This window comes from Proteus sp. NMG38-2, from assembly GCF_020640995.1.
In the GTDB taxonomy this organism is placed as follows: domain Bacteria; phylum Pseudomonadota; class Gammaproteobacteria; order Enterobacterales; family Enterobacteriaceae; genus Proteus.
Window position 1 is genome coordinate 979,991 of sequence record NZ_CP085481.1, and the last position, 21,715, is coordinate 1,001,705.

Annotated in this window: 22 protein-coding genes, 1 tRNA gene and 2 pseudogenes; 15 read left to right on the forward strand and 10 right to left on the reverse strand. The window is 34.4% G+C overall.

Going from position 1 to position 21,715, the window contains the following annotated elements; translation table 11 throughout:
- Positions 1-49 precede the first annotated feature (49 nt).
- On the reverse strand, positions 50-271 hold the full coding sequence (locus tag LG402_RS04580) for a hypothetical protein (protein ID WP_227336509.1): 222 nt from the start codon (positions 269-271) through the stop codon (positions 50-52).
- A gap of 91 nt (positions 272-362) precedes the next feature.
- Here LG402_RS04580 and LG402_RS04585 point away from each other — a divergent pair, with 91 nt between their 5' ends.
- The 3 genes from LG402_RS04585 (at position 363) to LG402_RS04595 (ending at position 2,716) form a co-directional block, all read left to right on the forward strand.
- Entirely contained in the window at positions 363-1,052 is a 690-nt protein-coding gene (locus tag LG402_RS04585; RefSeq protein WP_227336510.1) for a hypothetical protein, read from the forward strand.
- 42 nt (positions 1,053-1,094) lie between these two features.
- A complete protein-coding gene (locus tag LG402_RS04590) occupies positions 1,095-1,559 on the forward strand; it encodes an ROK family protein (protein ID WP_227336511.1) in 465 nt (154 codons plus the stop codon).
- A gap of 272 nt (positions 1,560-1,831) precedes the next feature.
- A complete protein-coding gene (locus LG402_RS04595) occupies positions 1,832-2,716 on the forward strand; it encodes a helix-turn-helix domain-containing protein (RefSeq protein WP_072070687.1) in 885 nt (294 codons plus the stop codon).
- On the opposite strand, the gene LG402_RS04600 is transcribed toward LG402_RS04595, so the two are convergent.
- Complete coding sequence (locus LG402_RS04600; RefSeq protein ID WP_227336512.1) at positions 2,710-3,966, reverse strand: Zn-dependent hydrolase; 1,257 nt, start codon at positions 3,964-3,966, stop codon at positions 2,710-2,712. The genes LG402_RS04595 and LG402_RS04600 overlap by 7 nt on opposite strands.
- Before the next feature lie 752 nt (positions 3,967-4,718).
- On the opposite strand from LG402_RS04600, the gene LG402_RS22210 reads away from it, so the two are divergent.
- Together LG402_RS22210 and LG402_RS22215 are read left to right on the forward strand one after the other, a co-directional pair.
- Positions 4,719-5,231 (forward strand): DUF4225 domain-containing protein, encoded by a 513-nt coding sequence (locus tag LG402_RS22210; protein WP_264484596.1) that lies wholly within the window; start codon positions 4,719-4,721, stop codon positions 5,229-5,231.
- On the forward strand, positions 5,203-5,529 hold the full coding sequence (locus tag LG402_RS22215; protein WP_264484597.1) for a DUF4225 domain-containing protein: 327 nt from the start codon (positions 5,203-5,205) through the stop codon (positions 5,527-5,529). Before LG402_RS22210 ends, LG402_RS22215 begins: the two co-directional genes overlap by 29 nt.
- 389 nt (positions 5,530-5,918) lie before the next feature.
- Here the strand turns inward: LG402_RS22215 and LG402_RS04610 are convergent, their stop codons facing one another.
- Positions 5,919-6,392, reverse strand: a complete 474-nt coding sequence (locus LG402_RS04610; protein WP_151434464.1) for an Hcp family type VI secretion system effector — start codon at positions 6,390-6,392, stop codon at positions 5,919-5,921.
- A gap of 409 nt (positions 6,393-6,801) precedes the next feature.
- On the opposite strand from LG402_RS04610, the pseudogene LG402_RS22220 reads away from it, so the two are divergent.
- Positions 6,802-7,401: pseudogene (locus LG402_RS22220) on the forward strand (ParA family protein); the annotation flags it as partial.
- Between the two features lie 45 nt (positions 7,402-7,446).
- Positions 7,447-7,902: a conjugal transfer protein TraG N-terminal domain-containing protein gene (locus LG402_RS22225; RefSeq protein WP_264484600.1), complete on the forward strand. Its 456-nt coding sequence runs from the start codon at positions 7,447-7,449 to the stop codon at positions 7,900-7,902.
- A 57-nt stretch (positions 7,903-7,959) separates the two neighbouring features.
- Here LG402_RS22225 and LG402_RS04620 read toward each other — a convergent pair whose 3' ends face one another.
- From LG402_RS04620 to LG402_RS04630, 3 genes are read right to left on the reverse strand one after another with little or no spacing between them, the layout of a single operon-like run.
- Positions 7,960-8,400 carry a DUF6201 family protein gene (locus LG402_RS04620; protein ID WP_227336514.1) on the reverse strand — a complete coding sequence of 147 codons (441 nt, stop codon included), beginning with the start codon at positions 8,398-8,400 and terminating at the stop codon, positions 7,960-7,962.
- A complete protein-coding gene (locus LG402_RS04625; RefSeq protein ID WP_227336515.1) occupies positions 8,397-9,227 on the reverse strand; it encodes a DUF6402 family protein in 831 nt (276 codons plus the stop codon). Before LG402_RS04625 ends, LG402_RS04620 begins: the two co-directional genes overlap by 4 nt.
- Positions 9,228-9,229: 2 nt before the next feature.
- Positions 9,230-9,742, reverse strand: a complete 513-nt coding sequence (locus tag LG402_RS04630; protein WP_227336516.1) for a PAAR domain-containing protein — start codon at positions 9,740-9,742, stop codon at positions 9,230-9,232.
- Between the two features lie 1,055 nt (positions 9,743-10,797).
- Here LG402_RS04630 and LG402_RS04635 point away from each other — a divergent pair.
- Together LG402_RS04635 and LG402_RS04640 are read left to right on the forward strand one after the other, a co-directional pair.
- A complete protein-coding gene (locus LG402_RS04635) occupies positions 10,798-11,940 on the forward strand; it encodes a Fic family protein (RefSeq protein WP_227336517.1) in 1,143 nt (380 codons plus the stop codon).
- 74 nt (positions 11,941-12,014) lie between these two features.
- Complete coding sequence (locus LG402_RS04640; RefSeq protein ID WP_227336518.1) at positions 12,015-12,905, forward strand: integrase domain-containing protein; 891 nt, start codon at positions 12,015-12,017, stop codon at positions 12,903-12,905.
- Positions 12,906-12,979: 74 nt separating this feature from the next.
- Here the strand turns inward: LG402_RS04640 and LG402_RS04645 are convergent, their stop codons facing one another.
- Positions 12,980-14,014, reverse strand: a complete 1,035-nt coding sequence (locus LG402_RS04645; RefSeq protein WP_227336519.1) for an Abi family protein — start codon at positions 14,012-14,014, stop codon at positions 12,980-12,982.
- Between the two features lie 565 nt (positions 14,015-14,579).
- On the opposite strand from LG402_RS04645, the gene LG402_RS04650 reads away from it, so the two are divergent.
- Positions 14,580-15,104: an ArdC-like ssDNA-binding domain-containing protein gene (locus LG402_RS04650; protein ID WP_227336520.1), complete on the forward strand. Its 525-nt coding sequence runs from the start codon at positions 14,580-14,582 to the stop codon at positions 15,102-15,104.
- A gap of 3 nt (positions 15,105-15,107) precedes the next feature.
- Here LG402_RS04650 and LG402_RS04655 read toward each other — a convergent pair.
- Positions 15,108-16,276 (reverse strand): IS3 family transposase gene (locus LG402_RS04655; protein ID WP_227336521.1). Its coding sequence is split into 2 segments (ribosomal slippage): positions 15,108-16,027 and positions 16,027-16,276, totalling 1,170 coding nucleotides; the frame shifts between segments, so codons are not numbered across the junction.
- A 72-nt stretch (positions 16,277-16,348) separates the two neighbouring features.
- Here LG402_RS04655 and LG402_RS04660 point away from each other — a divergent pair.
- The 5 genes and pseudogenes from LG402_RS04660 to LG402_RS04680 all read left to right on the forward strand — a co-directional run.
- Positions 16,349-16,648 (forward strand): annotated as a pseudogene (locus LG402_RS04660) (zincin-like metallopeptidase domain-containing protein); the annotation flags it as partial.
- Positions 16,649-16,928: 280 nt separating this feature from the next.
- Complete coding sequence (locus tag LG402_RS04665; protein ID WP_227336522.1) at positions 16,929-18,137, forward strand: TraI domain-containing protein; 1,209 nt, start codon at positions 16,929-16,931, stop codon at positions 18,135-18,137.
- 245 nt (positions 18,138-18,382) lie between these two features.
- Positions 18,383-18,523 carry an ash family protein gene (locus LG402_RS04670; RefSeq protein ID WP_247603576.1) on the forward strand — a complete coding sequence of 47 codons (141 nt, stop codon included), beginning with the start codon at positions 18,383-18,385 and terminating at the stop codon, positions 18,521-18,523.
- Entirely contained in the window at positions 18,520-18,981 is a 462-nt protein-coding gene (locus LG402_RS04675) for a hypothetical protein (RefSeq protein ID WP_227336524.1), read from the forward strand. The genes LG402_RS04670 and LG402_RS04675 overlap by 4 nt, the downstream gene beginning before the upstream one ends.
- Before the next feature lie 131 nt (positions 18,982-19,112).
- Positions 19,113-20,075 carry a tyrosine-type recombinase/integrase gene (locus LG402_RS04680; protein ID WP_319800757.1) on the forward strand — a complete coding sequence of 321 codons (963 nt, stop codon included), beginning with the start codon at positions 19,113-19,115 and terminating at the stop codon, positions 20,073-20,075.
- Between the two features lie 210 nt (positions 20,076-20,285).
- On the opposite strand, the gene LG402_RS04685 is transcribed toward LG402_RS04680, so the two are convergent.
- Together LG402_RS04685 and mltC are read right to left on the reverse strand one after the other, a co-directional pair.
- Positions 20,286-20,361, reverse strand: a tRNA-Phe gene (locus tag LG402_RS04685).
- A gap of 262 nt (positions 20,362-20,623) precedes the next feature.
- Positions 20,624-21,694 (reverse strand): membrane-bound lytic murein transglycosylase MltC, encoded by a 1,071-nt coding sequence (mltC, locus tag LG402_RS04690; protein WP_166541007.1) that lies wholly within the window; start codon positions 21,692-21,694, stop codon positions 20,624-20,626.
- Positions 21,695-21,715 lie beyond the last annotated feature (21 nt).

The following is a 21,715-nucleotide window of genomic DNA, read 5'->3' on the forward strand; positions in this document are numbered from 1 at the left end:
GAATATAGGCAGCTATCTATATTCCACTTTTTCTTTAATTGATAAAAAGTTATAAACGTGCGATCACTTCACTAATAAGTTTTAAGAAGGTAGATTTTACGCGCTCTGCGGTTTCAATCACTTCATCATGGCTAAGTGGCTGTTCTAAAATCCCACAAGCCATATTGGTTAAGCATGAAATACCTATGGTGTCTATGCCTGAATGGCGAGCAATAAGTGCTTCTGGTACCGTTGACATGCCAACGGCATCAGCACCCAATGTTCTTATCATGCGAATTTCAGCCGGTGTTTATTACTTTTTTTACAGTAAGATAGCGATATTCCTCTTTAACTAGCGAAATAATTTAATAAAGGAAATAGCTATGCTATTGAAAAATTTAAAAGAACTTCAGTCTTCTAAGACATCAAAAGCATTAAAACTGAAAAGCCTTTATAAATTAATCGCAGAAAATGGCCCGATAAAAACAGAAACGCTGACTGAGTTAGCACAAATGAAACCGGCGACTTGTGCCCGATTACTTGACGAATTAAATGCTCTTGAATTAATTACAACTGCAGAATTAGGTGAGTCAACCGGTGGACGAAAACCTATTTTGTATAATATAAATACAGAAGGGGTGTTTTTAATCGGTATTGAACTAAGCAAGGTCTATTCAACAATTGTCTTAATGGACCTAAAGCTTAATATGTTAGATAAAATTAAAATCTCACCTGAACCTTATTTGTCTGCCTCTGAAATGACAGACAAACTATTGCCTAAAATTGATGCTTTATTATTAAAAAATAAAATTAATTATGAAAAGGTGCTGGGATTAGGGATCTCTATTGAGCATGTTGTTGAACATCAACTAGCTTCTGAATCTCTTGATGAAGAATTTCGTGAGTTAGAGATATTATTGCGTAAAAAAATTCCTACTTACGTAACAGTAGGGAGTAGCGTACATTTTGCTGCATTAGCTGAGTTTCGTTTATATTACCGCCAAAAAACACAACGGTTTTTATTTACATCTTGTGATACCGAAGTCAGAGGTTGTGCAATTATTGCTAACTAGTTTTTAACTGATACATCAGTAACGATGAATTGTTTTGGCCATATGACAATCGATGTAAAAGGGACTTTGTGTGAATGTGGCTCTTATGGTTGTTTAAATACACTCTGTTCTTTAGATGCTATAAAAAATAACGTTATTCATCAAATAAGACGAGGAAAAACCTCCTTATTAACATCGCTTGTTAGTGTTGATGATGAAATTAATTATCACACTATTTTTCAGGCAATTGAAATGCGTGATCCTTTGTGTATTGATGCATTAGAAGAAGCTGCTTATTACTATGGATTGGCTATTGCAAACTCTATTTTAATGCTACAACCTGATATAGTTGTGTGTGGCGGTACGTTAATTCCTAAATATACATTTTTTGATACCGTGAAAAAGACGATTGAAACTAAACTCGCACTTTTCCCAAATATAAAAACAGAAGTTTATCCCGCAAGTCACGCTTATGAAATCGTGTCTCAAGGTGCAGGAGCAATGGTATTGGAACATTTAGTCAATTAATAAATGAAAAAGGCGCTGTAATATCAATTACAACGCCTTTTAGTTTTTTATTGTTGTTTGTTTTTACTGCTTAACCCTGGTGAGGTTACCTGCTAGGAGACAGGTTTATTGATATAGACTAACTTTTTACTGCAAACTTCTTTTATTTACCTCATTGTGAGGAAGGTGATTCTTTTTATTTTTGGTTTAATTTAAACTATCTCAACTAACATCCTATTGTTGTGACGTTACTTTACCCTGGTACTTTGTGCATTTGGGAGCCAATTATAAATATGCCTTACATACCTAGAGAAAAAATAGATTATCAATCCATTGGCTATCGACTACGAGCTTACCGTATAGCCTCTTCATTAAAAGCTGAAGATGTTGCAGAAAGCTTAGGTATTTCTCGTGCTGCCGTATATCGATTAGAAAAAGGTGAAATTGTTAAGATTGAAACTCTCGATAATCTTGCTAGATTATTAAATACTTCATTAACGAGTTTATTAGGTATTAATACCGAATATTACTCAAGTGCGAATGGTTTTTTCGAACGAATGCGCCAACTTGAGACTCAATCTTCACATATTTATACTCACTTCGAACCCTTTTCTTATTTATTAACTTCAGATTGTTATGATAAAACATTGGTTGAAATGCTAACAGAAGCATCACCTTTAAATCTTTTATCTGAAAAACAACAAGAAGTTTTATCTATTTTAAAAGAGCGTAAAAAACATCAATCCTTGCATTCACCTCATATTTATAACCTTATTAGCCAACAACAAATCGAGAAATTTCTTTATGTTGGTATGCTAGGTTCAGTTAATTTAACGAAAACATTGCAACAAGAAAGAAAACAGCGAGCAAAAAGCGAAATTCTTCATTTAATTGAAAAGCTAGAGCAAAAAAATAATTATCTTAATATTGCCATTATTTCAGATACTATGCCGTCTTTAACTTTCCAACTATTTTATCAAGATAAAGTACCTCTTTCTTTAGCCGTTAGCCCGTTCCGTTTAGGTGAATTTCCTAATGTCAGTACGGGCATTGCCACCGTAACTTCTTCAACTGAGGCGATATTTCAATATCAATCTCTCTTTGATAAATTATGGTTAAAAGCGACCAAAGGGGATGATGCAATTAACCTTTTAAAACAAATAGTCAGTCATTATTGATTTGCTAATGTACCTAATGTTTCTGCTAATAAATCTGCAGCGACAGCAATATCACTAAACTCGGTAAATTCATCAGGATGATGACTAATACCAGCAACTGAAGGTGTAAAGATCATCGCAGTTGGATAAAGCGACGCCATATTCATTGAGTCGTGGCCTGCACCACTTAACATGGTCATATAGTCGATATTGTGTTTTTGGCATAAGCTTTCAATAACTTGGCAAATTGAATCATCTAATTTAACTGGCGATTCAGCAGAAATTGGTTGAACATCAATAGCAACACCAAAATCTTTTTCTGCTTTTTCAACACTGTTATTTAAACGTTGTACAACACGCTGAATACTTTCAGTATCAATACCACGAATATCAACAGAGAATTTTACTTGTCCTGGAATGACGTTCATGGAGTTCGGAATAACGTTGAGTTTACCCACTGTACCTACAGTGCCATAAACGGCTTCAGTACAGGCTGCACGGTTGATATCGGTAATAATCCCCGCACTTGCCACTAATGCATCTTGACGTTGATACATTGGTGTTGCACCAGAGTGATCTGCATGACCATTAACAGTGACTGAAAAGCGTGTCGGTGCTGCAATACCATTAACAATACCAATGGTTTTCTTGTCATTTTCAAGGCGTTTACCTTGTTCAATATGAAGCTCAACAAATGCACTATAACGATCTTCTTTGACTAAACAACTATCCAAATTATCGTGCTGATAACCTAATGATTTCAAAACTTCAAAGAAGTTATTGCCATCATCATCTCTATTTTGCTCCCAGCGAGCTTTGTCAATTTTTCCTGTTAATACCTTACTGCCAATACATGAAAAGCCAAAACGGCTAGATTCTTCAGCACGAAAAACAACAAGCTCAAGGTCGCGTTTAAGTTGCTGTGGTTTGTATTGCATTAAGGCATAAAACCCAGCAATCACACCCAAGGCCCCGTCATAAGCACCACCTTGAGGTACGGTATCAAGGTGAGATCCAGTACCTACTGCAGGTAGTGAACGATCTTTACCTGGTAAGCGTGCGTAAAGTGTACCAATACCATCACGATAAACTTCAAGACCGGCTTCTTTCATTAAACCCGCAAGATACAGATGCGCGGCTTCATCTTCTTCGCCATAGGCAATACGAGTGATCCCTTTGACACTGTTATCTTTTTTATAAATTTGCATTGTTTCAATTAACGCTTTCATATCATTAATTGAATAATGAGTTGCTGTATCTTGTTGAGTCATAAGATAATTCTCCCGTGTTTTCTGTAATATCCCTTTGTCTAAAAAATGAGACAATTTAAGGATTAAAAAAGCCATCTTCAAAGATGGTCACTGTTTTTATGATCATTGCTTATTATATTTACTGCTGAAGCTATATTTCGTCAATGACAATTCAGGTGAATTTCATATTCTGTGAGATAGGTATTAATTAAAAAGAGATATATAGCGGGAGTATTTCTAAAATGAATTTAAATTGTATTATAAATGTTATAAAAGCGATCGCTTTTTATATTAAGCATATTTAAAATTATACTTTTAATTTAAAAATGAAAATAAGAATTATTATTAGTGGTGAATTTTTTATTTTAAAAATTACTTAAGTTATGATTTATATAATAATAATAAAGATGATTAAAAATATTCCTAACTTTTTTATATTAATAAAGATATCAGTTTTTATATTAAATAATATTTATAACATTATCAGGTAAATGTTGGGTTTTTCTGTAAGTATCATAAATATCGTGTAAATATATAGAGGTATTTATATAAATTCAATTTTCCAATTGTTAAAATAGATAATGTCTTATCTTATATATCTGGGTTTATAGTCTATTTATTTTATTTTTTAGTTAAATTAATTTTTACTTCTCTAATAAGTAGAAAACCAAATATTCACTATTGATAAGGATTGTTAAACATTACACTATAGTAGTCGATAATTCGGATGAGATATCACTTAAGTTTTTATTTTCAATAAGGATGTGAAAGAAATGACTGAGTATGAACTAGACTATAGTTATAGTGATGTGTATAGAGATACATTAAGAAGAGAATCCAGTTATTTAAGAAAAATAGCAATGAAATTTGCCTATCAATATATTGGTGATTCTTTTTCAAGAATGATGTTCTTAAATGATATAGAACAACTGATTGCTAGAACAGAATTAGAGGTAAGTAGTTATTGCTTAAGTTTATCAGCAGGATTAGATAATATCTCCGATGAAATTGAAAGGTTAGAGTTACAGGATAATTTACTAAGAAATCGAAGCATAATGCAATATGCGCTTTTTGAAATAATACGTAAAAAAGAAGAAAGTGAGGAAAATAATAAATTAATACTCAAACAAGTAGGTTTTGTCAGCGGAGCAATGCAAATATATGGAGGGGGAGCTTCTTGTGTGGGATCTGTCGGAACATTATGCAGTAGATTAGGGGTTGGAATGGTATCTCAAGGTGTAAATAGTATGATTGAAAATGGATATTATTTATTATTTATTATTTAGAGAGGAATATAGTGGACCTGTAAAAAACGGATATAGAGCAGCATTTAAAGCTTTAGGTTATGGCGATAATGAAGCGGATATATTTTATAATGTGGTTGATTTAAGTTTATTTGGTGCATCACTACTAAAACCAGTTCTTAAAGAAGATGCATGGAAGTTATTTCATTATATTAAGAGTGATTTTATAACATCATGGAAAACTATGGATAGGGTGCCTCTTATTTCAGAGATTTTTTTTGACGGTATGGCTATTTATTCTACATACGATTTATATGAAGAGGAAAATAAAAGTGAATAATTTTGATGTGTTATCACCTTCTCCTTTTGGCTGGTTGGAGATTTTTCTATTTTATCTATCTTCATTATTTTTATTTTATATAAAACTCAACTCTATATTCTTTGTAAAAAAATAGATTTTTAGATCTTATTTATCTTGCAGTTGTTGGTTTATGTGGAAGTTGTTGTCTTATTATATTCAAATTTGGTGATAAATTTTTTATTGGCGAATTATTTATAAGGTCTGGTAATAAAGATATTATTCGCTATAGCTGTCTTTTTTTGCACTTTACTTTTGTATCTCACTAACATTTGGCAAAAAAAAGTAATTTATCATATTGATATTTTATGAAAAATAAATTTAATTAATGGTGAATAAAGATATTAAATTCACCATTAAATTTTTACTGATTAACTTAGTTCAGAAATACTATATCCAGACGTTCCTGCCATTATATGGTTACAGGTAATACTTTCATATTGTATAGTGATAATTTCGCTAGGTAATGAATTACTTTGAGTTAAGGTACTTGCATGTATTTGTGAGTAATTGACAATAGAAGCATTTGTTAAAACAACCGTCATATATTTCTCTTGGGCGCCGGTATGAGAAGTTCTATAGTAATCAATTTCACACTTTAAAATTTCGTTATTTGTAATTGCCGTAATTAGTAATGGTGTTGATTTATCAACATGTTTGGTTATAGAAAGAGGGGCATGACTTAAATTTTGTCTTCTTGATATATCAAATGTGGACGCTATAACTAATATTTCATTTAAGTGAGAGCTTTGGTATTTATTGCCAAGTGAATCGTAAGAAGAGCATCCAGCTGAAATATTTCCTTGAACATTTCCATTTATTCTTAAATAAATATTATTAGACATTAATTATTTTCCTTTTTGTATAATTAAACTTCATGTTCACCTAAAGCCAAATTTATTCTAATGTTAATTACATTAGATTAATTTAAGAATTCATTATATTAAAAAGAGAATAGATTGCTATCTAAATACTATAGCAATTCACATGAAGTAATTATTAGATATCAGAAGCATAAAGAAAAAATAATATTTTGAGTGAACAAGTTAAGAATCAAGGTAGCAAGGCAGACTTTAAGAAAAGGAAACTCAAAAACTTATAAAGCGCAGAAAGCAAAAAACCAGCCCTAAGGTTGGTTTTTCTAAAGATGTAGCTCGAACTCGGAATCGAACCAAGGATACGGGGATTTTCAATCAGTTATGAGGAAAATATATTTGGCATCTGTCACTGATAATACTTTATCAGGTGACTTATATGCATGTAATTTCAGTTATTTCTACAAAAGGTGGAGAAGGTAAATCTACTCATTCTGCGAATCTTGCAGGAATATGTGCTGATGCAGGGTTAAAAACACTACTTATCGACGCGGATTACGCACAGCCAACCGCTTCTAGTTATTACTCCTTACTTTATGAGGCTCCTTGTGGTCTCTATGAGTTACTAATGCAAACAGTAGATCTTAATCATCCAGAGCGATTAATTTCTCACACTTGTATTCGTAATCTCGATCTTATTATCTCTAATGATCCTCATGAACAATTAAAAACAGCCATGATGCATGCCCCTGATGGTCGAATTCGTCTGCGTAATCTATTACAACACCCACTTTTTACTGCTTATGACGTGATTATCATCGACTCACAAGGTGCTCGTTCTATTATGTTGGAATTGGTACTACTCGCAACTAACCATATTGCTGTTGCGATGGTTAAGCCTGTATTACCCGATGTTCGAGAGTTTTTGAGGGGAACGGTAACACTAATGGAAGAACTGTTACCGTATCAAGGTTTTGGTATTGAGTTGTCACCGATAAAAATTCTGATTAATTGTATGGATTATACAGTCTTAGCACAAACGACACAGCTACCTGCTTTTGATGCATTACGCCAAGGTTTACCAATGATCCATGCGATTTTATTAATGGCTTTGATTATCATCATTCCGTTGATTCTGTTGCTAGGTGCCTATGAGCCCAAAATAATTATTACGCTTACCTTTGTGATGTTTGCATGGCTCTTTGTGCCGTTTTGGTGGGCATTAGCCAGTTGGTTAGACGATAAATTGATTGAATTACTGTATGCGAGTTACAAAGGGTATCGTGGTGATTTTAATATTTGGTTAGCAAGTACCGGTTCTGATAGTTGGATCATGAATTTAGTGCTCGGCGCTATGTATGTCGTATTACCGCTTTTTTGGTTTGGTGCTGTAAGTTGGAGTGGGGTAAATCTTGGATTTGCGGTGTCTTCAGCCATTTCAAGTGGTTCAAAAGGTACACAACAAGCTGGTGCTCAAGGTGGCTCTGCAATGCTGAATGTGGTTAAAAATATTGGTGTGAAAAATAGCTTTAAAAAATGAGAATTATTCATTGAAGATGAATTTAATTAAATAATACTATTATATATAGATAAATATTTAGTGAAAATATTGCAAAATAGAACTCCACCATTTTTTATCTTTTTTATTTATTTCATAAGCATTATCTATATTTTCATCTGCAATGACAATATAAAATGAATTATCTAAGAGTAAACTATTATTATCCGCTATTTCAATAGGTAATGTGGGGTTTGATTGAAGAAGTGAGTATGAGTAGATCATGGTAAAAGGAGAACTTTGTCCTAAATATTGTTCATCTTTATATAATACGACATAGACAGGTTCAGTTTCGGTAATATATAAATATATACCTATTGGATTTATTGGGTTTATTTTATATACGTAGGCTTGATAAACTTTATTTTCTATTTTTTTAAAGAGTAAATCTTTATTGAAAAATGTGACATGAGCAAGAAGAAAATACCAGAGTAAAATTAAAAAACTAATAATAATAATGATCTTCTTTGTGATTTTCATAAATAGATAACCCTATCATTTGGCATAGGATACGACCATAAAATATCTGAGAAAACAATAAAATCACCCCCCTCGTTCCTTTTTTCCTGCCATTCTCGAAAGTTTTTATTGTATATCGGTACACTTCCTGAAAAACCACCATCTGCGAGTTCTTTCCACATGTTTTGATTATAAAACCCCATATATAAAAGAGTCTGCGTTTTATTCATAATTCCATTTTTACTCCAGACACCTAGGGGTTCATTTTCGGCTGAAAAATCATAGCTGTCTTTTATATATATACCTAGCATTTCTGTAATAAAGGCATCTCTTGAGTTTACTTTTGTTATGTAGCCCTTTACAGCTATTTTTATTGTAGCTTTACCTAAGGCACCATAATAATCATTTATTGTATCAAGAGTCCCACCGATAGGACGTGAGTTAACTTGCGCATAGCTATCTAATTCAATAGCTGAGTCGGTATATCCGATTCTTGTGTTACTACCTAATCGTTTTTTTAATAAATTAATTCCTTTTGGAGTCGCCCAATTATTGAGTAAGTAGCCAACACTTTCTTTTACTTGTATGTAATTTAAAGCCCATCCCATTTTAACGATATTTGTATTAATCAAATTTGTAGGAATTAAAGTAGCACTTTCTTCAATAAGCTTTATTTTCTCTTTAGGTTTAAATGGATAGGCTGGAGTAATACTAAACCAATGACGCATTAATTTAGGTGCAGTTTCCCATCCCATTCTCTCCATAGCATCAGGTATTTGGTTTAAGTAAAAAATATCTGTTTCAAGTTCGGTTGTTGTGCCACCTTCGACTGTTTTATAATATGTCATTATTAAATTCCTACTTTTGTTTGAAATAAATAAACAATCTCAATATTTTCTTCCTGTGACGTTTCGATTAATTCTAATTCTCCATTTTTCTTTGATATTCCTTCAATAAAACCAGAAGCGGTCTTGATGCCATAAGCTGTTGGATTATCTGTATTTTTTAAAATAAATTTTTGGCTAAATAAGGCTGGTATAAGATTAGTTAGAGAATTTGAAATATGATTAGAGGGCTTTTTAGATGTAACTGCTATAACAAAATTGGAACCAAGAGGACATCCACACTGTACAATCGAATTGTGGACAGCCTGAATTTTCCCATGATTATTGATTCTATCTTCGCCTGTAATAATGATCCCTGGTTTTCCGCATTGGGGGCATGTTGTTGTTGGATCTCCAACTCTAAGTACACTGTGGCCATAACATGTCACTTGCTGAATTGTGGCGATGCAAGTTGCACCAGTAGATGTTTTATCCCCATTGAGTGCAATTGATTTACCAAATAAATTAGGTCGTTGCATACAGCCTCCTTATTCATTAAATATTCTTATCATACAAATAGAAAACTTTCGATAAGAATAAAGAGGTAATCGCTTTATTTGTGATGAGAATTAGATTGTTTGTAATGTTCTTATTAGTTCCAATGATTATTTAATTGTGAGGCTAAAATAAAAACCTTATGATTATAGTTAGAACTACTTATCAATATCCCTATCGTTTACTCTTCAAATATTACCTCGTTGTTTTTAACAACAGCCAATGCTTCAGTGCGCATTATTGCACTCGCGATTTGAAAGAAGCGCCTTAGGGCAATCGCAAGCTAACATCATCATTATCTGAGAGATGATACCCTCGGGTGATAACTGCAAGATAATACAAATAATGAAGATACCACCTGCGCTATTTGAAGCACTCTGTTATGACTGATGTCATAAAGACATCTGCAAGAGGAGCATTAAGCGACAGGAACGAGGCAGCGTCACTTGTGTAAAAGCGTAAGCGATACCAAGTGACGCTACGCGCAAACAGCACGCTTTGGCTTATGGCATCTACTTTTTCAATGATAACTACAGTCTGACACACTCGTAGTGACAATATTAAGGACAGCTCACTCGAAAAATTAAAGGAGAAATTAGCTCGGTATCGATGGCAATATCAGCGAAAGCTGATAGATGGAGGTAGTCTGATTTTATTTATCAGGACGGTTTATACCGCGAACAGCTCTGAGAGCTGGGGAGCCTCGTAAAAACTCAACTTATTGTCGCCCTGATGCACAGATACCCGCTAAAGTGAAAATATAACCATGCCGTCAGGGAATTTTGATTTTTATAAAGAGATTAAAAATATTGTTTATATAATATTGTGTTTTTTGTTCTACTTCTTAGTTATGTTATGTAAATTTTATAGATCTGTAATTATTGGGATATTCGTCATTCAATTAAGCAAAAATTTGATATAATTATTTGGAGGGTTTGAGATAATTTTTTTATTCCACTCTTTTAAATCATTGATTATATACGTTTTTATTATTGATTTTTGAGATAATTTTTTGGCTCGGTTGAGATAGTTAAACATAATGGCCCAATTTAATCATTTCGCACTTGGACTCTTAAACCCAAGTTTTGACTCTTCTTTAGTTGATGCTTTAACAGAGTTAGAGTTACTCCGGCATTTACGATTAGAAACAGATGTCCATCCACTTTTATTTGCTCAATTGAAAGATATTTTTCACATGTTGGAGAGTCTTGGCTCTGCAAGAATAGAGGGCAACCATACTACACTTGCTGATTATGTTGAAAGTAAAGTAGAAGGAACACAAAACTCTACGGATCAGCTTAAAGAAATTAATAATATTGAAACAGCAATGGAATTTATCGATGAATACTTAAAAAATGGGGACGATATAACCGAGTATTTTATTCGAGAACTACATAGCTTAGCTGTGATGGGTTTACAACGAGAAGGTGATAAAACACCCGGTGCTTATCGCCAACATAATGTGAGTATTGCTTTGTCAGAACATTTACCACCAGATTATATTCATATTTCTGATTATATGAAAGAACTGACGGCATTTATAAATCAGGTAGATAAACCTAAATATGATTTGATGAAAATTGCATTAGTACATCATCGATTTGGATGGATCCACCCTTTTGGGAATGGTAATGGGCGTACAGTACGACTGTTAACATATGCATTATTAATTAAATATGGGTTCAATGTACAAGCAGGAGGGAGAGTGCTTAATCCAACAGCAGTCTTCTGTAATGATAGAGAACGTTATTATGCAATGCTTTCTGAAGCTGATAAGGGAACAGAACAAGCGTTAGAAGAGTGGTGTATATATGTTCTTTCTGGGATCTCTGTAGAACTTAAAAAGCTAGATCAATTAACTAATCATGCTTTTTTAAGTAAAAAAATATTATACCCAGCAATTGATTTCTCGTTAGAAAGAGAACTTATAAATACTTTTGAATCTAAGGTATTAAAGCAAACAGTAGAGTTAGGAACAATAAAATCTGGAGATATTCGTAAGATTTTACCTAATTTAAAACCATCCCAAATAACGTATCAGCTTGGTAAATTAATTGAAAGAGGGTTGTTGCAACCCATAGAAGAAGGGGCTCGAATTTATATTGCAAAATTTTCAAACTCTTATTTGATTCGAGGTGTTATTAAAATTTTAAAAGAAGAAGGATTTATTCATAACTTATAATTATTATTAGGAATATTATTAATAATAAATGATATTTTTATCAGATAATTTTTAGTTTCTGATGAGGAATAACTTTGTCCAAATTAAGCAAACAATTAACTACATTAGCAAAACAAGGTGGAGGGAGTTTTAAAACTGTTGCTGATCGTTTGAAAATAGCCTCTCGCTTTGCAGATAGAATGGGAAAACTGAATATTCAAATTCGTGATGTAAAACATATCAAAACAAACCATATAGAATTTTATATAAAAAGCCGGCAGGAAGAAGGCATTTCAAAAAGAACACTTCAAAACGAAATGGCAGGCATTAGAAATATTTTAGCGGTTGCTGGCAGAACAAAGCTTGCCTCACCTCGACATGAAAAACTCAGTAATCATGCGCTTGGTTTATCAAATGCGAGCCGTGATGGCACGAAAGTGGCTATTAGCGAAGAACGGTATTTATCTGCTTTTTATCATGCAGAAAAGCAAGACATGGGGGTTGCAATGACCATGCAACTGGTACGTTATTTTGGCTTACGTACTGAAGAGGCGATACAGTCAGCAAAGTCATTAAAAACATGGCAACGCGCTCTGCTACAAGGTGAGAAAAGTGTTTGTATTGTTTTTGGTACAAAAGGGGGAAGGCCTAGAGATACGACAATTATTGATCGTGACAAAATGTTATATGCCATCAATCAAGCGTTGAATTTAACTGCTCAATCTAACGGTAAATTGATTGATAAACCCGATTTAAAGTCTGCCATAGATCGCTATCGAAATGTTGTCAGAAATGCTGGGCTAACAGGTAAATATGCGCCCCATAGCTTGCGCTATGCGTGGGCAGTAAATGCAATGGAGTATCATAAAAGTAATGGAATGAGCGATGACGAAGCTAAGGCAATGGTCTCTATGGATTTAGGTCATGGTGATGGGCGAGGGCGTTATGTTGAGCGTGTTTATAATAAATTGGAAATGAGTAATTAAATATATGTGTTATTTCAATTTGAAGATCTAGGTTTTTACCATGATCTTCAAATAAATTTAGTCATATGGAACAATTAAATATTTTTAATTTTCATTGAATTATCAGCCCCAATAGTTAATATAGTTTCATTACTTTTAGTTAATCTTATAAAGTCATTTCGGCCCAGTACTTTTAATAGTTTTCTAATTCCTCTTCCTCCCCGTGAAATATTTACTTTAGTACTTATTTTATCTGGATCTATATAGCTATTAAGACCATTAACAGAGCAAAGGGCATAGAAGCGAAGATTTGCTGAGTATTTTAAAAAAGTATTTTTTCTATCCGAATTTATCCAACCTATCATATCTAATATATCATCATAATGTTTACGTAAAAGATTACAGCTTGCATGAGCACCATAAATAGGGGTCTTATAATTGGGTTTTCCTGTATATGGATCATCATAATGAAATTTCCAAATTGCTTCATGATGGGATAATCGATTGCGTAATGTTTTAATTCTAACAAATGCATTATGAATTGTTGAGCGTTCGTAACCCATTGGTGCATTTGGAAATACTATAGGCGTAAGATTTGGCCAAAGGAGTCTATATCCATGTGTATCTTCGTATATTGATGTTAGTAAATGAACCCAAAATCCAAAAGTTAAACCTGAAATAATTCTATCAGGGGTTGGTTTTTTTCCCTCTTTACTAATAAGCTCTTTAGCTTGTTGGACTAGATTTTCTTCTTTCACTTTTCGAGCTAATATTCTATTTCCATATTGATCTAATAAATAGCCATGAATATCTTGCCTGTGTTTAGTTAATGTAGCTCGCTTATATCGTTCAATCGGTTTTATTTTACTATTTCCTATATATCTAGGTAGGTCTATAATCCAGTTATTATTAGGAGTCCATAATCCTTTATAACCTTTTGGAGGATGAGATAAAATAGCTGAATTTATGGCATTTCTTAATGTGACTTCTAAACATTGAAAAGCGGGTAACATAGCGCCTGATAAGGCTTTATTCCAATGATAGGCTGCAATAACTTGAGAGGGTTGTACTTTTAAATGTTTCTCATAAATATCTAATCTACTTTTAGATATGTAATCAGAATATATCACAGATTTACTCCAAAAATTTATTGACAGGTGTTAGGTATGTATGGCTTAATCTTCATATTAAGGCGGAGTCGCCTCTTTGAGGTCTCTCGCGAAAAAAGCATTTTGGAAAAACCACCTTAGGGTGGTTTTTCTCGTTATAAAAACCGATATTTATTATTATATAAATAATCTATTATTATCATTGTATTCATATAAGAATCTATTTTTTTCATTATTAATTTTTTAAAATAAACTTATTATAATTCTTTTTTTCTAGAAAAAATATTTTTGTTTGATTATTTTATGAAGTTTATAGACTTACTAGATTTGAATCTAATTTATAATGAAAATGTCTACAATAAACTTAATATTAATGATTAATAAAGCATACTTGTTTATCGCACATTAAATTAATAACGTTTACCTGTTAATTCGTTGTTTATAACAACAGCCAATATTTCTGCAATCTGAAAGAAATGCCTTAGGGCGATTGTACATTAATTAAATCAACTTTCTTTATTTCAACCCAAATGGGAATTGCTTCCCCATTTGGTGGCAATTCCCTTTTTCTTAACAGGAATTGCCTATGAAAAAGGAATTAATAGGTCGTACATCCTCACAGCAAAACGATCTTTATCACATAGTGACAAATAAGATTATTGAAGCATTAGAAAAAGGAACAGAACCTTGGCGTAAAACTTGGGATACTGAAAATGAAGGGCTACCTGTTAATGCAGCAACGGGGCGACATTACAGTGGTATTAATGTCATGCTGTTATGGATAGGAGCGATTGAAAAAGGGGTTAATTCAAATCGATGGCTGACTTTTAATCAAGCAAAATGTGCAGGAGGTAGCGTTCGCAGAGGCGAAAAATCCACATTAGTCACGTTATTTAAACCTTTCACTGAAGATAGCTCTGACAGTGAGACTGAAGATAAGTTAACTCATTCATCACGCTGTTTTATGGCACGTTTCCATCTTTTTAATATTGAACAATGTGAAAATTTGCCAGAGATATTTTATTCTAAAAAGCCAGTTCTTCCTGATATTGAACGTATTGATAGAGCTGAGAGTGTGGTGATAAGTAGTGGTATACCCGTGACACTGTAGTGGTCAACTAAAACTGGCCATCGTTTTAGAGTTTTTCCAGTATCTCTTTTCGGATTCGTTTGGTGATAATCCTCCGTTATATTCGTGAGGTCTGTGTACGCTGTAATACCCGACAATATAGTCCGTTATTGCATGGACAGCATCACTAAAACTTATGTAGCCAGTCATGGGTACCCACTCGTTCTTCAGGCTCCTAAAGAAGCGCTCCATTGGACTATTATCCCAGCAGTTTCCGCGTCTACTCATACTTTGTTTGATCCGATATCTCCATAGTAACTGCCGAAACTGATTACTTGTATAGTGGCTACCCTGATCACTGTGGAACATCATCCCTGCTGGTTTATCCCGAGTTTCCCACGCCATTTTCAGCGCTTTGATGGTCAATCGACTGTCCGGAGAGAACGACATTGCCCAGCCCACAGGTTTTCTGGCGAACAAATCGAGAACAACGGCGAGATACGCCCAGCGTTGGCCTGTCCAGATATAGGTGACATCGCCACACCACACTTGATTGGGCTCAGTCACTACAAATTGACGTTCGAGATGATTCGATATAGCAATATGTTCTTGTCCGCCACGTTTGTAGTGGTGTTTCGGTTGTTGACAACTTACAAGGCCGAGCTCTTTCATGAGCCTACCGGCAAGCCAACGCCCCATTGGGAAGCCCTTGAACGTTGCCATTATGGCAATACTCCTTGCCCCAGCAGAGCCATGGCTGATGTTGTGTAGTTCCTGAACTTGACTGCGCAATACGGTGCGTCTTCTATCAGGCTGAATAGGACGGGCATTCCAGTATTTATAACTGCTGCGATGAACCCCGAATACATGGCAGAGAGTGGTTACGGGATAACGCGCCCTGAGCTTTCCGATTAACGTAAATTGTTCAGGGAGTCTGACATCAAGAGCGCGGTAGCCTTTTTTAATATTTCATTTTCCATTTCAATACGTTGAAGTTTCTTTTTGAGTTCACGTATTTCAATTTGCTCTGGCGTGATGGGAGAGGCTTTCGGCGTTTTGCCAGCCCGTTCATCGCGCAACTGTTTTACCCATCGGGTCATAGTGGAAAGACCGATATTCATGGCTTTAGCTGCATCAGCAACAGTGTAGTTCTGATCAACAACTAACTGAGCAGATTCATGTTTAAATTCTGCACTGAAATTTCGTTTTTTCATTAAGGCACCTTTATTGTTTGAGGTAAGCATATCACCTCTATTCAGGTGGCCAAATTTATTAAACCACTACACACATTACTTCATGAATTGGTGCATTCAACGGGGCATGCTTCAAGACTTGCTCGAAAAGGAATAATAACTCCATTATCTAAGAAAATGAGTAACCCAGTTTATGCTTTTGAGGAACTTATTGCAGAAATTGGATCTGCTTTTTTATGCGCTGAATTAGGTATTCAAGGTCATTTGCAACATGAAAGTTATATTGCATCATGGTTAAAAATAATTAAAGAAGATCATAAAGCCATATTTAGAGCAGCTCGATATGCCAAGGAGGCATTTGAGTATTTAATATTAAATACAAATAAAAAATAACTATTATTTAGCTAAGTAATAAAAAGATTAGAGATCAGAAAAGGCTTCCGGTTAGGAAGCCTTTTTATCTTTCGCTAACAGAATCAAAAAACAAGTAAATTCATACCGTTCAGCGTGCTCTATCCTATGAGTTTATCATAATTTAATTAAAAGAAAATATGCCAAAATAGTATTTAATATGAATTTCATACTGGATTAACTCTTATATTAAATATAAGAATTTTTTATTTAATGACGTTATTTGTTTTATTAAAGCTTATTATCATAAATGGAGTTTTATATGTTAAATCTGAAATTATGTTTTCAGCGAATAGGTTTATTCAAAAGAATTAAAAAAGGAATAAATTCAGAAATTTCATCAAACACTATTTTACCAAGATCGTTAAATGATCTTCTCTTATCATCTCATCGTCAACAATTATTAAAATCACTTTGGAATTCATCTTTTTTATCTCAAGAAGCTTATACTCAACTCTATAAAACACCCTTAGAGCAATGTGTTTTCTTAATGCAACAGTTCCCATTAAGTGAAAAGGGAGCCTATAACTATTTAGGTGGAATGACTGATTACATGCTTGAAGTTGTAACATGTGCCTCTAATTTGTCTAAAAATTACATGCTTCCTATTGGTGTCTCACCAGAAGAGCAAGCTGAGCAAGGTACTGTATGGCACGCAGTTATTGTTTATGCTTCGTTGTTTTCTTGTGTGGAATACTTATGTCATTTTGAAGTTGAATTCAAAAGTGGAAAACGATGGTTTCCATTGCAGGAGGCATTAACGGAGCCTTATCGATTTCGTTTTATCTCTGAAATATCACAAAATCAAATGAGATGTTTTGGTGCGATGCTTGCATGGAAAATAATTCCATCAGATGCAATAAATTGGTTAAGCCAATATCCTAAAGCGCTTGAGGCGCTATCAATGTATTTAACAGGATTTAGAGAACAAACAGGTATCGTAGACGAAATTGTTTCTAAAGCGATTACTTTAACGCTTGCACCATCTCAAAGTGAGATATCATTGCCTGAAAGCGATGTATTATCAGAAAGGATATCTCTAGAAAAAAGAGAACTAACCGTTATACCAGAAATGCAATTACCCCCTACTGATAATCAAATCATCGATATGGGTGATGTCTTTTGGCAGTGGCTCATTGAGGGTTGTGTAAATGGTCATCTCTCTATAAACCAACCTAATGCACAAATTCATATTATTGCAGGATATGTTTTTATCGTTACTCCCAATATTTTTTATGTGTTTTTAGCTGAAATGAAATTGCCTAAACAAGATAAAGGTAAGCTTCAAAAAGCCTTTGAGAGACTGAAATATCATCGTCATGATCGAGGCAATATGTTTACTTGTCGGCTCTTTCAAAATGAATTATTAGAAGGGCAATTTAAAAAATTAAGTGGTTATTTAATTCCAGCAAATAAAATATTCACAAGCAATAATAAGCCGGCTGAAAATCTATTACTGGTTGTTGTATAAAGATTTTACAATGAATTTGCAATGTGACATTTGCTTATTAAATTGTTTGGCGAAATATCCATCAGCGATAGAAAATAATAATAGTAATTCCACTAAAACAGTCTTGCTCCCATTGATTAATCACGGTATCTTTCACTCGCACCTGCAAAATCAGGTGTCGGGATTGGTCTCCTGCATTGATTATCTATTGGCGACATATTAATACGTTTCGTATTTTATTATGTTGTTCACACAGCTGTACCTCAATGGTGAGCTGGACGGTGGCATCGCAAGATGCGCCAGTGTCCAATAGAGCTGGTAAGGCCAACTCCGTTCAGTTCACCACCAGTAAGATTGGCCTCTTCAGTGGTGAATTTAATAATCATCTATTGGAGGCGGTCTTATGACTACAACCCCTAACCCAACTCATCCATTACTTACTATTCAGTTCAATTCCACAACAGATTTCATAACACTCGTTGATTATTGTGACAAATTTGTAGATGCATTAATTAATAGCGAAGAACTTTCCATTAAAATGGCATTATGTTGCCGTCTTAACGTCTGTTTAACTCTCTTGCAATCTACATTAGATGAGCCTATTCCTCCTCATTTGGTGAAATGTTTTATTACCAATAAAACACCGCCACGCCTTCCTCGTTTTGATTTTGAATGTACTGAGCTTTGCCAGCATTGCATTACGCTGACTCAATTTCTTGCAGAGTTAGGTTTCTCAAATGAGAAAGGAAAAAGTCTTATTTGGTTATTGAATGATTTAATTAATTACTTTGTTGCTGAAATGCGAGCACCTAGATGGTTACGTACTCTTAATGGAGTGGAACCTCTTGATAAGGTAATGGTATGACTTTTAAACAGGAGCAACAAAAAAGTCATCATTTAAAGTCTTATGGTTGTTATTTGATGGTTTGTTCGTTTTGTATCAGCGATAACAGCACCCATTGTCGTGTTTTACTGATTGTTGTAAATGAGCATGTTATGGATGACATCACTTTTGAGTTTCTTATTGAGCAGTATTTTTATTATAAATTATTACGTCCTACGACAATGAGAAGTTATCGTAAGGTTCTTCGTACATTTGAAGAATTTACCTCGTTAAATCCTGCTCAGATTGATCAATTAACAGTTCTACAATGGCGACATCTTGTTTTAGGTGACAATAAGCGCTCAAGTAGAACATGGAACAATAAAGTGACTCATATGAGAGCATTGTTTAATTTTGGAATAGAACAAGAATTATTACCCCATAAAAAGAATCCTTTTAATGGTACGGTGGTTCGTGCAGGGGCCAAAAAGAAAAAAGTTCTGACTAAATCACAGATGGATGATATGTACCGTCGAATGACACACTATCTAGAACTTGAAGAAAAGCAAGGTTATGGCTACGTGTGTGATGGGCGAAAAAATGCATTATATCCAGCGTGGTTTTGGATGACGGCAATGAACGTATTTCGTTATACCGCCATTCGCCAAGGGCAACTTCTGCATATTAGGTTGGGGGATATTAATCTTGAAGAGAAGTGGATCCATCTATGTGAGGAGGGCGCTAAAAATCATCGTGAACATCGGGTACCGATTGTTTCCGCATTATACCCATCACTAGAAAATTTAGTGAAAGAAGCACAAAAGGTAGGTGTAGAACTGACTGATCAAGTATTCAATGTTGGATGGTTTGATTTAATGAAAAGAAAGAAACATCCAAAGACGATGGGAGAATACCCGTTACGTTCATTTTTCAAACGCTTATCAGCGGAATGTAATTTCATTGTATCACCTCACCGTTTTCGACATACCGTCGCAACGCATATGATGCAATCACCAGAACGTAATCTTTATGTTGTGAAAAGGCTGTTAGGACATGCCAGTATTACATCGACATTAGAATACATTGATGAAAGTGTTGATAATTTGCGAGACATACTTGAAGCGGAATTGATGTGATGAAAATAACAGGAGGAGTATCAAGATTTGACAGTGATTAGGAAAGAAAGTAAAAGTTACAAATAAAAAAAACAGCCTTGATTTGAGCAAGACTGTTTATTCAAAGCTTTTAATAGATTTTTAACAACAGATAACTTGCGTTAATTTGTGTCTTATTCTTAGCTTTTTTGCCCTCTCAGTTATTTAACTAACTGATGAACAAATGAAAGATGGTGCCCGAACTCGGAATCGAACCAAGGACACGGGGATTTTCAATCCCCTGCTCTACCGACTGAGCTATTCGGGCAACGGGGCGTATTAAACCCGATATCGCTTTGCTCGTCAACGTTATTTATCACAAAACTGTTTGATTGCTGTTTTTTTAAACTTATTGGTTAATAAAACACTATTTATCGCGAAAAAAGAGCAAAAACGAAGTTAAGCATAGTTTATCGTAGCTAGAATTATGGTAACAAAAAATACAATAAGACGGTTTATTGGATCGTAATAACAAACAAAGCTTACCCAAATTGATTGAGTAAGCTTTGTTTCTTTTGACTTAATAATAATTAACGATAGTTGCGTTGAGCTGTACTGACTTTTTCAAGATAACGACGAGATTGGTCGGCAGGGTGCTTATTACGTAACGTGGTATACACTTGCGTAGGCTCTAAGTTGTTAATCATGGCCGCTGCTTGTTTCTTATCACTATGGAATATGCGTAAGACGCTGCCAGCACCCCCATTGTAAGCCTGTATAACGGCATAACGGCGCGAAATAGGATCTTTAATATCACCAAGGTAGCTGTTTTGCAGTATTGAAATATAAGCAGCACCCGCATCGATATTATTAGCAGGATCAAACAAGTAACTACGGCTTGGTTGCCCTGATTTACCTTGCATGCGGAATACATCTCGTCCTGCCGTTGCTGGCATAATTTGCATTAAACCTAATGCGTCTGAACTACTGACAGCATAAGGGTTAAAACTTGATTCAATTTGCATAATAGCTAGGATAAGCGAAGGCTCAACACCATATTTAGCTGCCGCTTGTTGGACTAATGGTAAATATTTATGTGCACGTTTATCAAGGTGATTAGGGACTAAATTAATGGTGACATACCAAATTGTATTTATACCAGATTGGCGTTTTTGTAATTTATTGGCAATCAGATAATCAGCAAACTTATTGGCTCGCCATTCCCAGCGTATAGGCTGCCCTGTATTATCAAGAACCTGCCCGGATAAAAAAGGTTCTGTACTGTGAGGGATGTTATTGACATCAGAATAGAGGTCGATAGAGCCTGGATCTTCCCCCATTAATAATGTAGTGACAATCGCCTTATGTAATTGGAATTGAGGAGCGTCACCACCTAATGTTTCTATCGTGATGGTACCCGCTTCAAAGTTAATATGGCTACGGGTTTTATAAGCGTCAGTATATTTTACGTAGTCTTTAGGACCGGCTATTAAAACTTCCTTCATCCCCCAAATCATTTCGATATTATTGGCAAATTGCCCCATAAGAATATCGAACGCATTGGTGTCCTTTGCGTAATCGGGTTCAAATGTTTTAGGGGGTTGGCTACTACATGAAATGAGTAGTGGGGCGATAATTAGCAAGAGAAGGATTTTTTTCATGGTCAATTGCATCGCTATGGT

What these genes read in the sequence shown, in the direction of transcription:
- LG402_RS04580 (WP_227336509.1), bottom strand. Translation starts at nt 271, where the DNA reads ATGATAAGAACATTGGGTGCTGATGCCGTTGGCATGTCAACGGTACCA.
- LG402_RS04585 (WP_227336510.1), top strand. Translation starts at nt 363, where the DNA reads ATGCTATTGAAAAATTTAAAAGAACTTCAGTCTTCTAAGACATCAAAA.
- LG402_RS04590 (WP_227336511.1), top strand. Translation starts at nt 1,095, where the DNA reads ATGACAATCGATGTAAAAGGGACTTTGTGTGAATGTGGCTCTTATGGT.
- LG402_RS04595 (WP_072070687.1), top strand. Translation starts at nt 1,832, where the DNA reads ATGCCTTACATACCTAGAGAAAAAATAGATTATCAATCCATTGGCTAT.
- LG402_RS04600 (WP_227336512.1), bottom strand. Translation starts at nt 3,966, where the DNA reads ATGACTCAACAAGATACAGCAACTCATTATTCAATTAATGATATGAAA.
- LG402_RS22210 (WP_264484596.1), top strand. Translation starts at nt 4,719, where the DNA reads ATGACTGAGTATGAACTAGACTATAGTTATAGTGATGTGTATAGAGAT.
- LG402_RS22215 (WP_264484597.1), top strand. Translation starts at nt 5,203, where the DNA reads ATGGATATTATTTATTATTTATTATTTAGAGAGGAATATAGTGGACCT.
- LG402_RS04610 (WP_151434464.1), bottom strand. Translation starts at nt 6,392, where the DNA reads ATGTCTAATAATATTTATTTAAGAATAAATGGAAATGTTCAAGGAAAT.
- LG402_RS22225 (WP_264484600.1), top strand. Translation starts at nt 7,447, where the DNA reads ATGATCCATGCGATTTTATTAATGGCTTTGATTATCATCATTCCGTTG.
- LG402_RS04620 (WP_227336514.1), bottom strand. Translation starts at nt 8,400, where the DNA reads ATGAAAATCACAAAGAAGATCATTATTATTATTAGTTTTTTAATTTTA.
- LG402_RS04625 (WP_227336515.1), bottom strand. Translation starts at nt 9,227, where the DNA reads ATGACATATTATAAAACAGTCGAAGGTGGCACAACAACCGAACTTGAA.
- LG402_RS04630 (WP_227336516.1), bottom strand. Translation starts at nt 9,742, where the DNA reads ATGCAACGACCTAATTTATTTGGTAAATCAATTGCACTCAATGGGGAT.
- LG402_RS04635 (WP_227336517.1), top strand. Translation starts at nt 10,798, where the DNA reads ATGGCCCAATTTAATCATTTCGCACTTGGACTCTTAAACCCAAGTTTT.
- LG402_RS04650 (WP_227336520.1), top strand. Translation starts at nt 14,580, where the DNA reads ATGAAAAAGGAATTAATAGGTCGTACATCCTCACAGCAAAACGATCTT.
- LG402_RS04665 (WP_227336522.1), top strand. Translation starts at nt 16,929, where the DNA reads ATGTTAAATCTGAAATTATGTTTTCAGCGAATAGGTTTATTCAAAAGA.
- LG402_RS04670 (WP_247603576.1), top strand. Translation starts at nt 18,383, where the DNA reads ATGGTGAGCTGGACGGTGGCATCGCAAGATGCGCCAGTGTCCAATAGA.
- LG402_RS04675 (WP_227336524.1), top strand. Translation starts at nt 18,520, where the DNA reads ATGACTACAACCCCTAACCCAACTCATCCATTACTTACTATTCAGTTC.
- LG402_RS04680 (WP_319800757.1), top strand. Translation starts at nt 19,113, where the DNA reads ATGGATGACATCACTTTTGAGTTTCTTATTGAGCAGTATTTTTATTAT.
- mltC (WP_166541007.1), bottom strand. Translation starts at nt 21,694, where the DNA reads ATGAAAAAAATCCTTCTCTTGCTAATTATCGCCCCACTACTCATTTCA.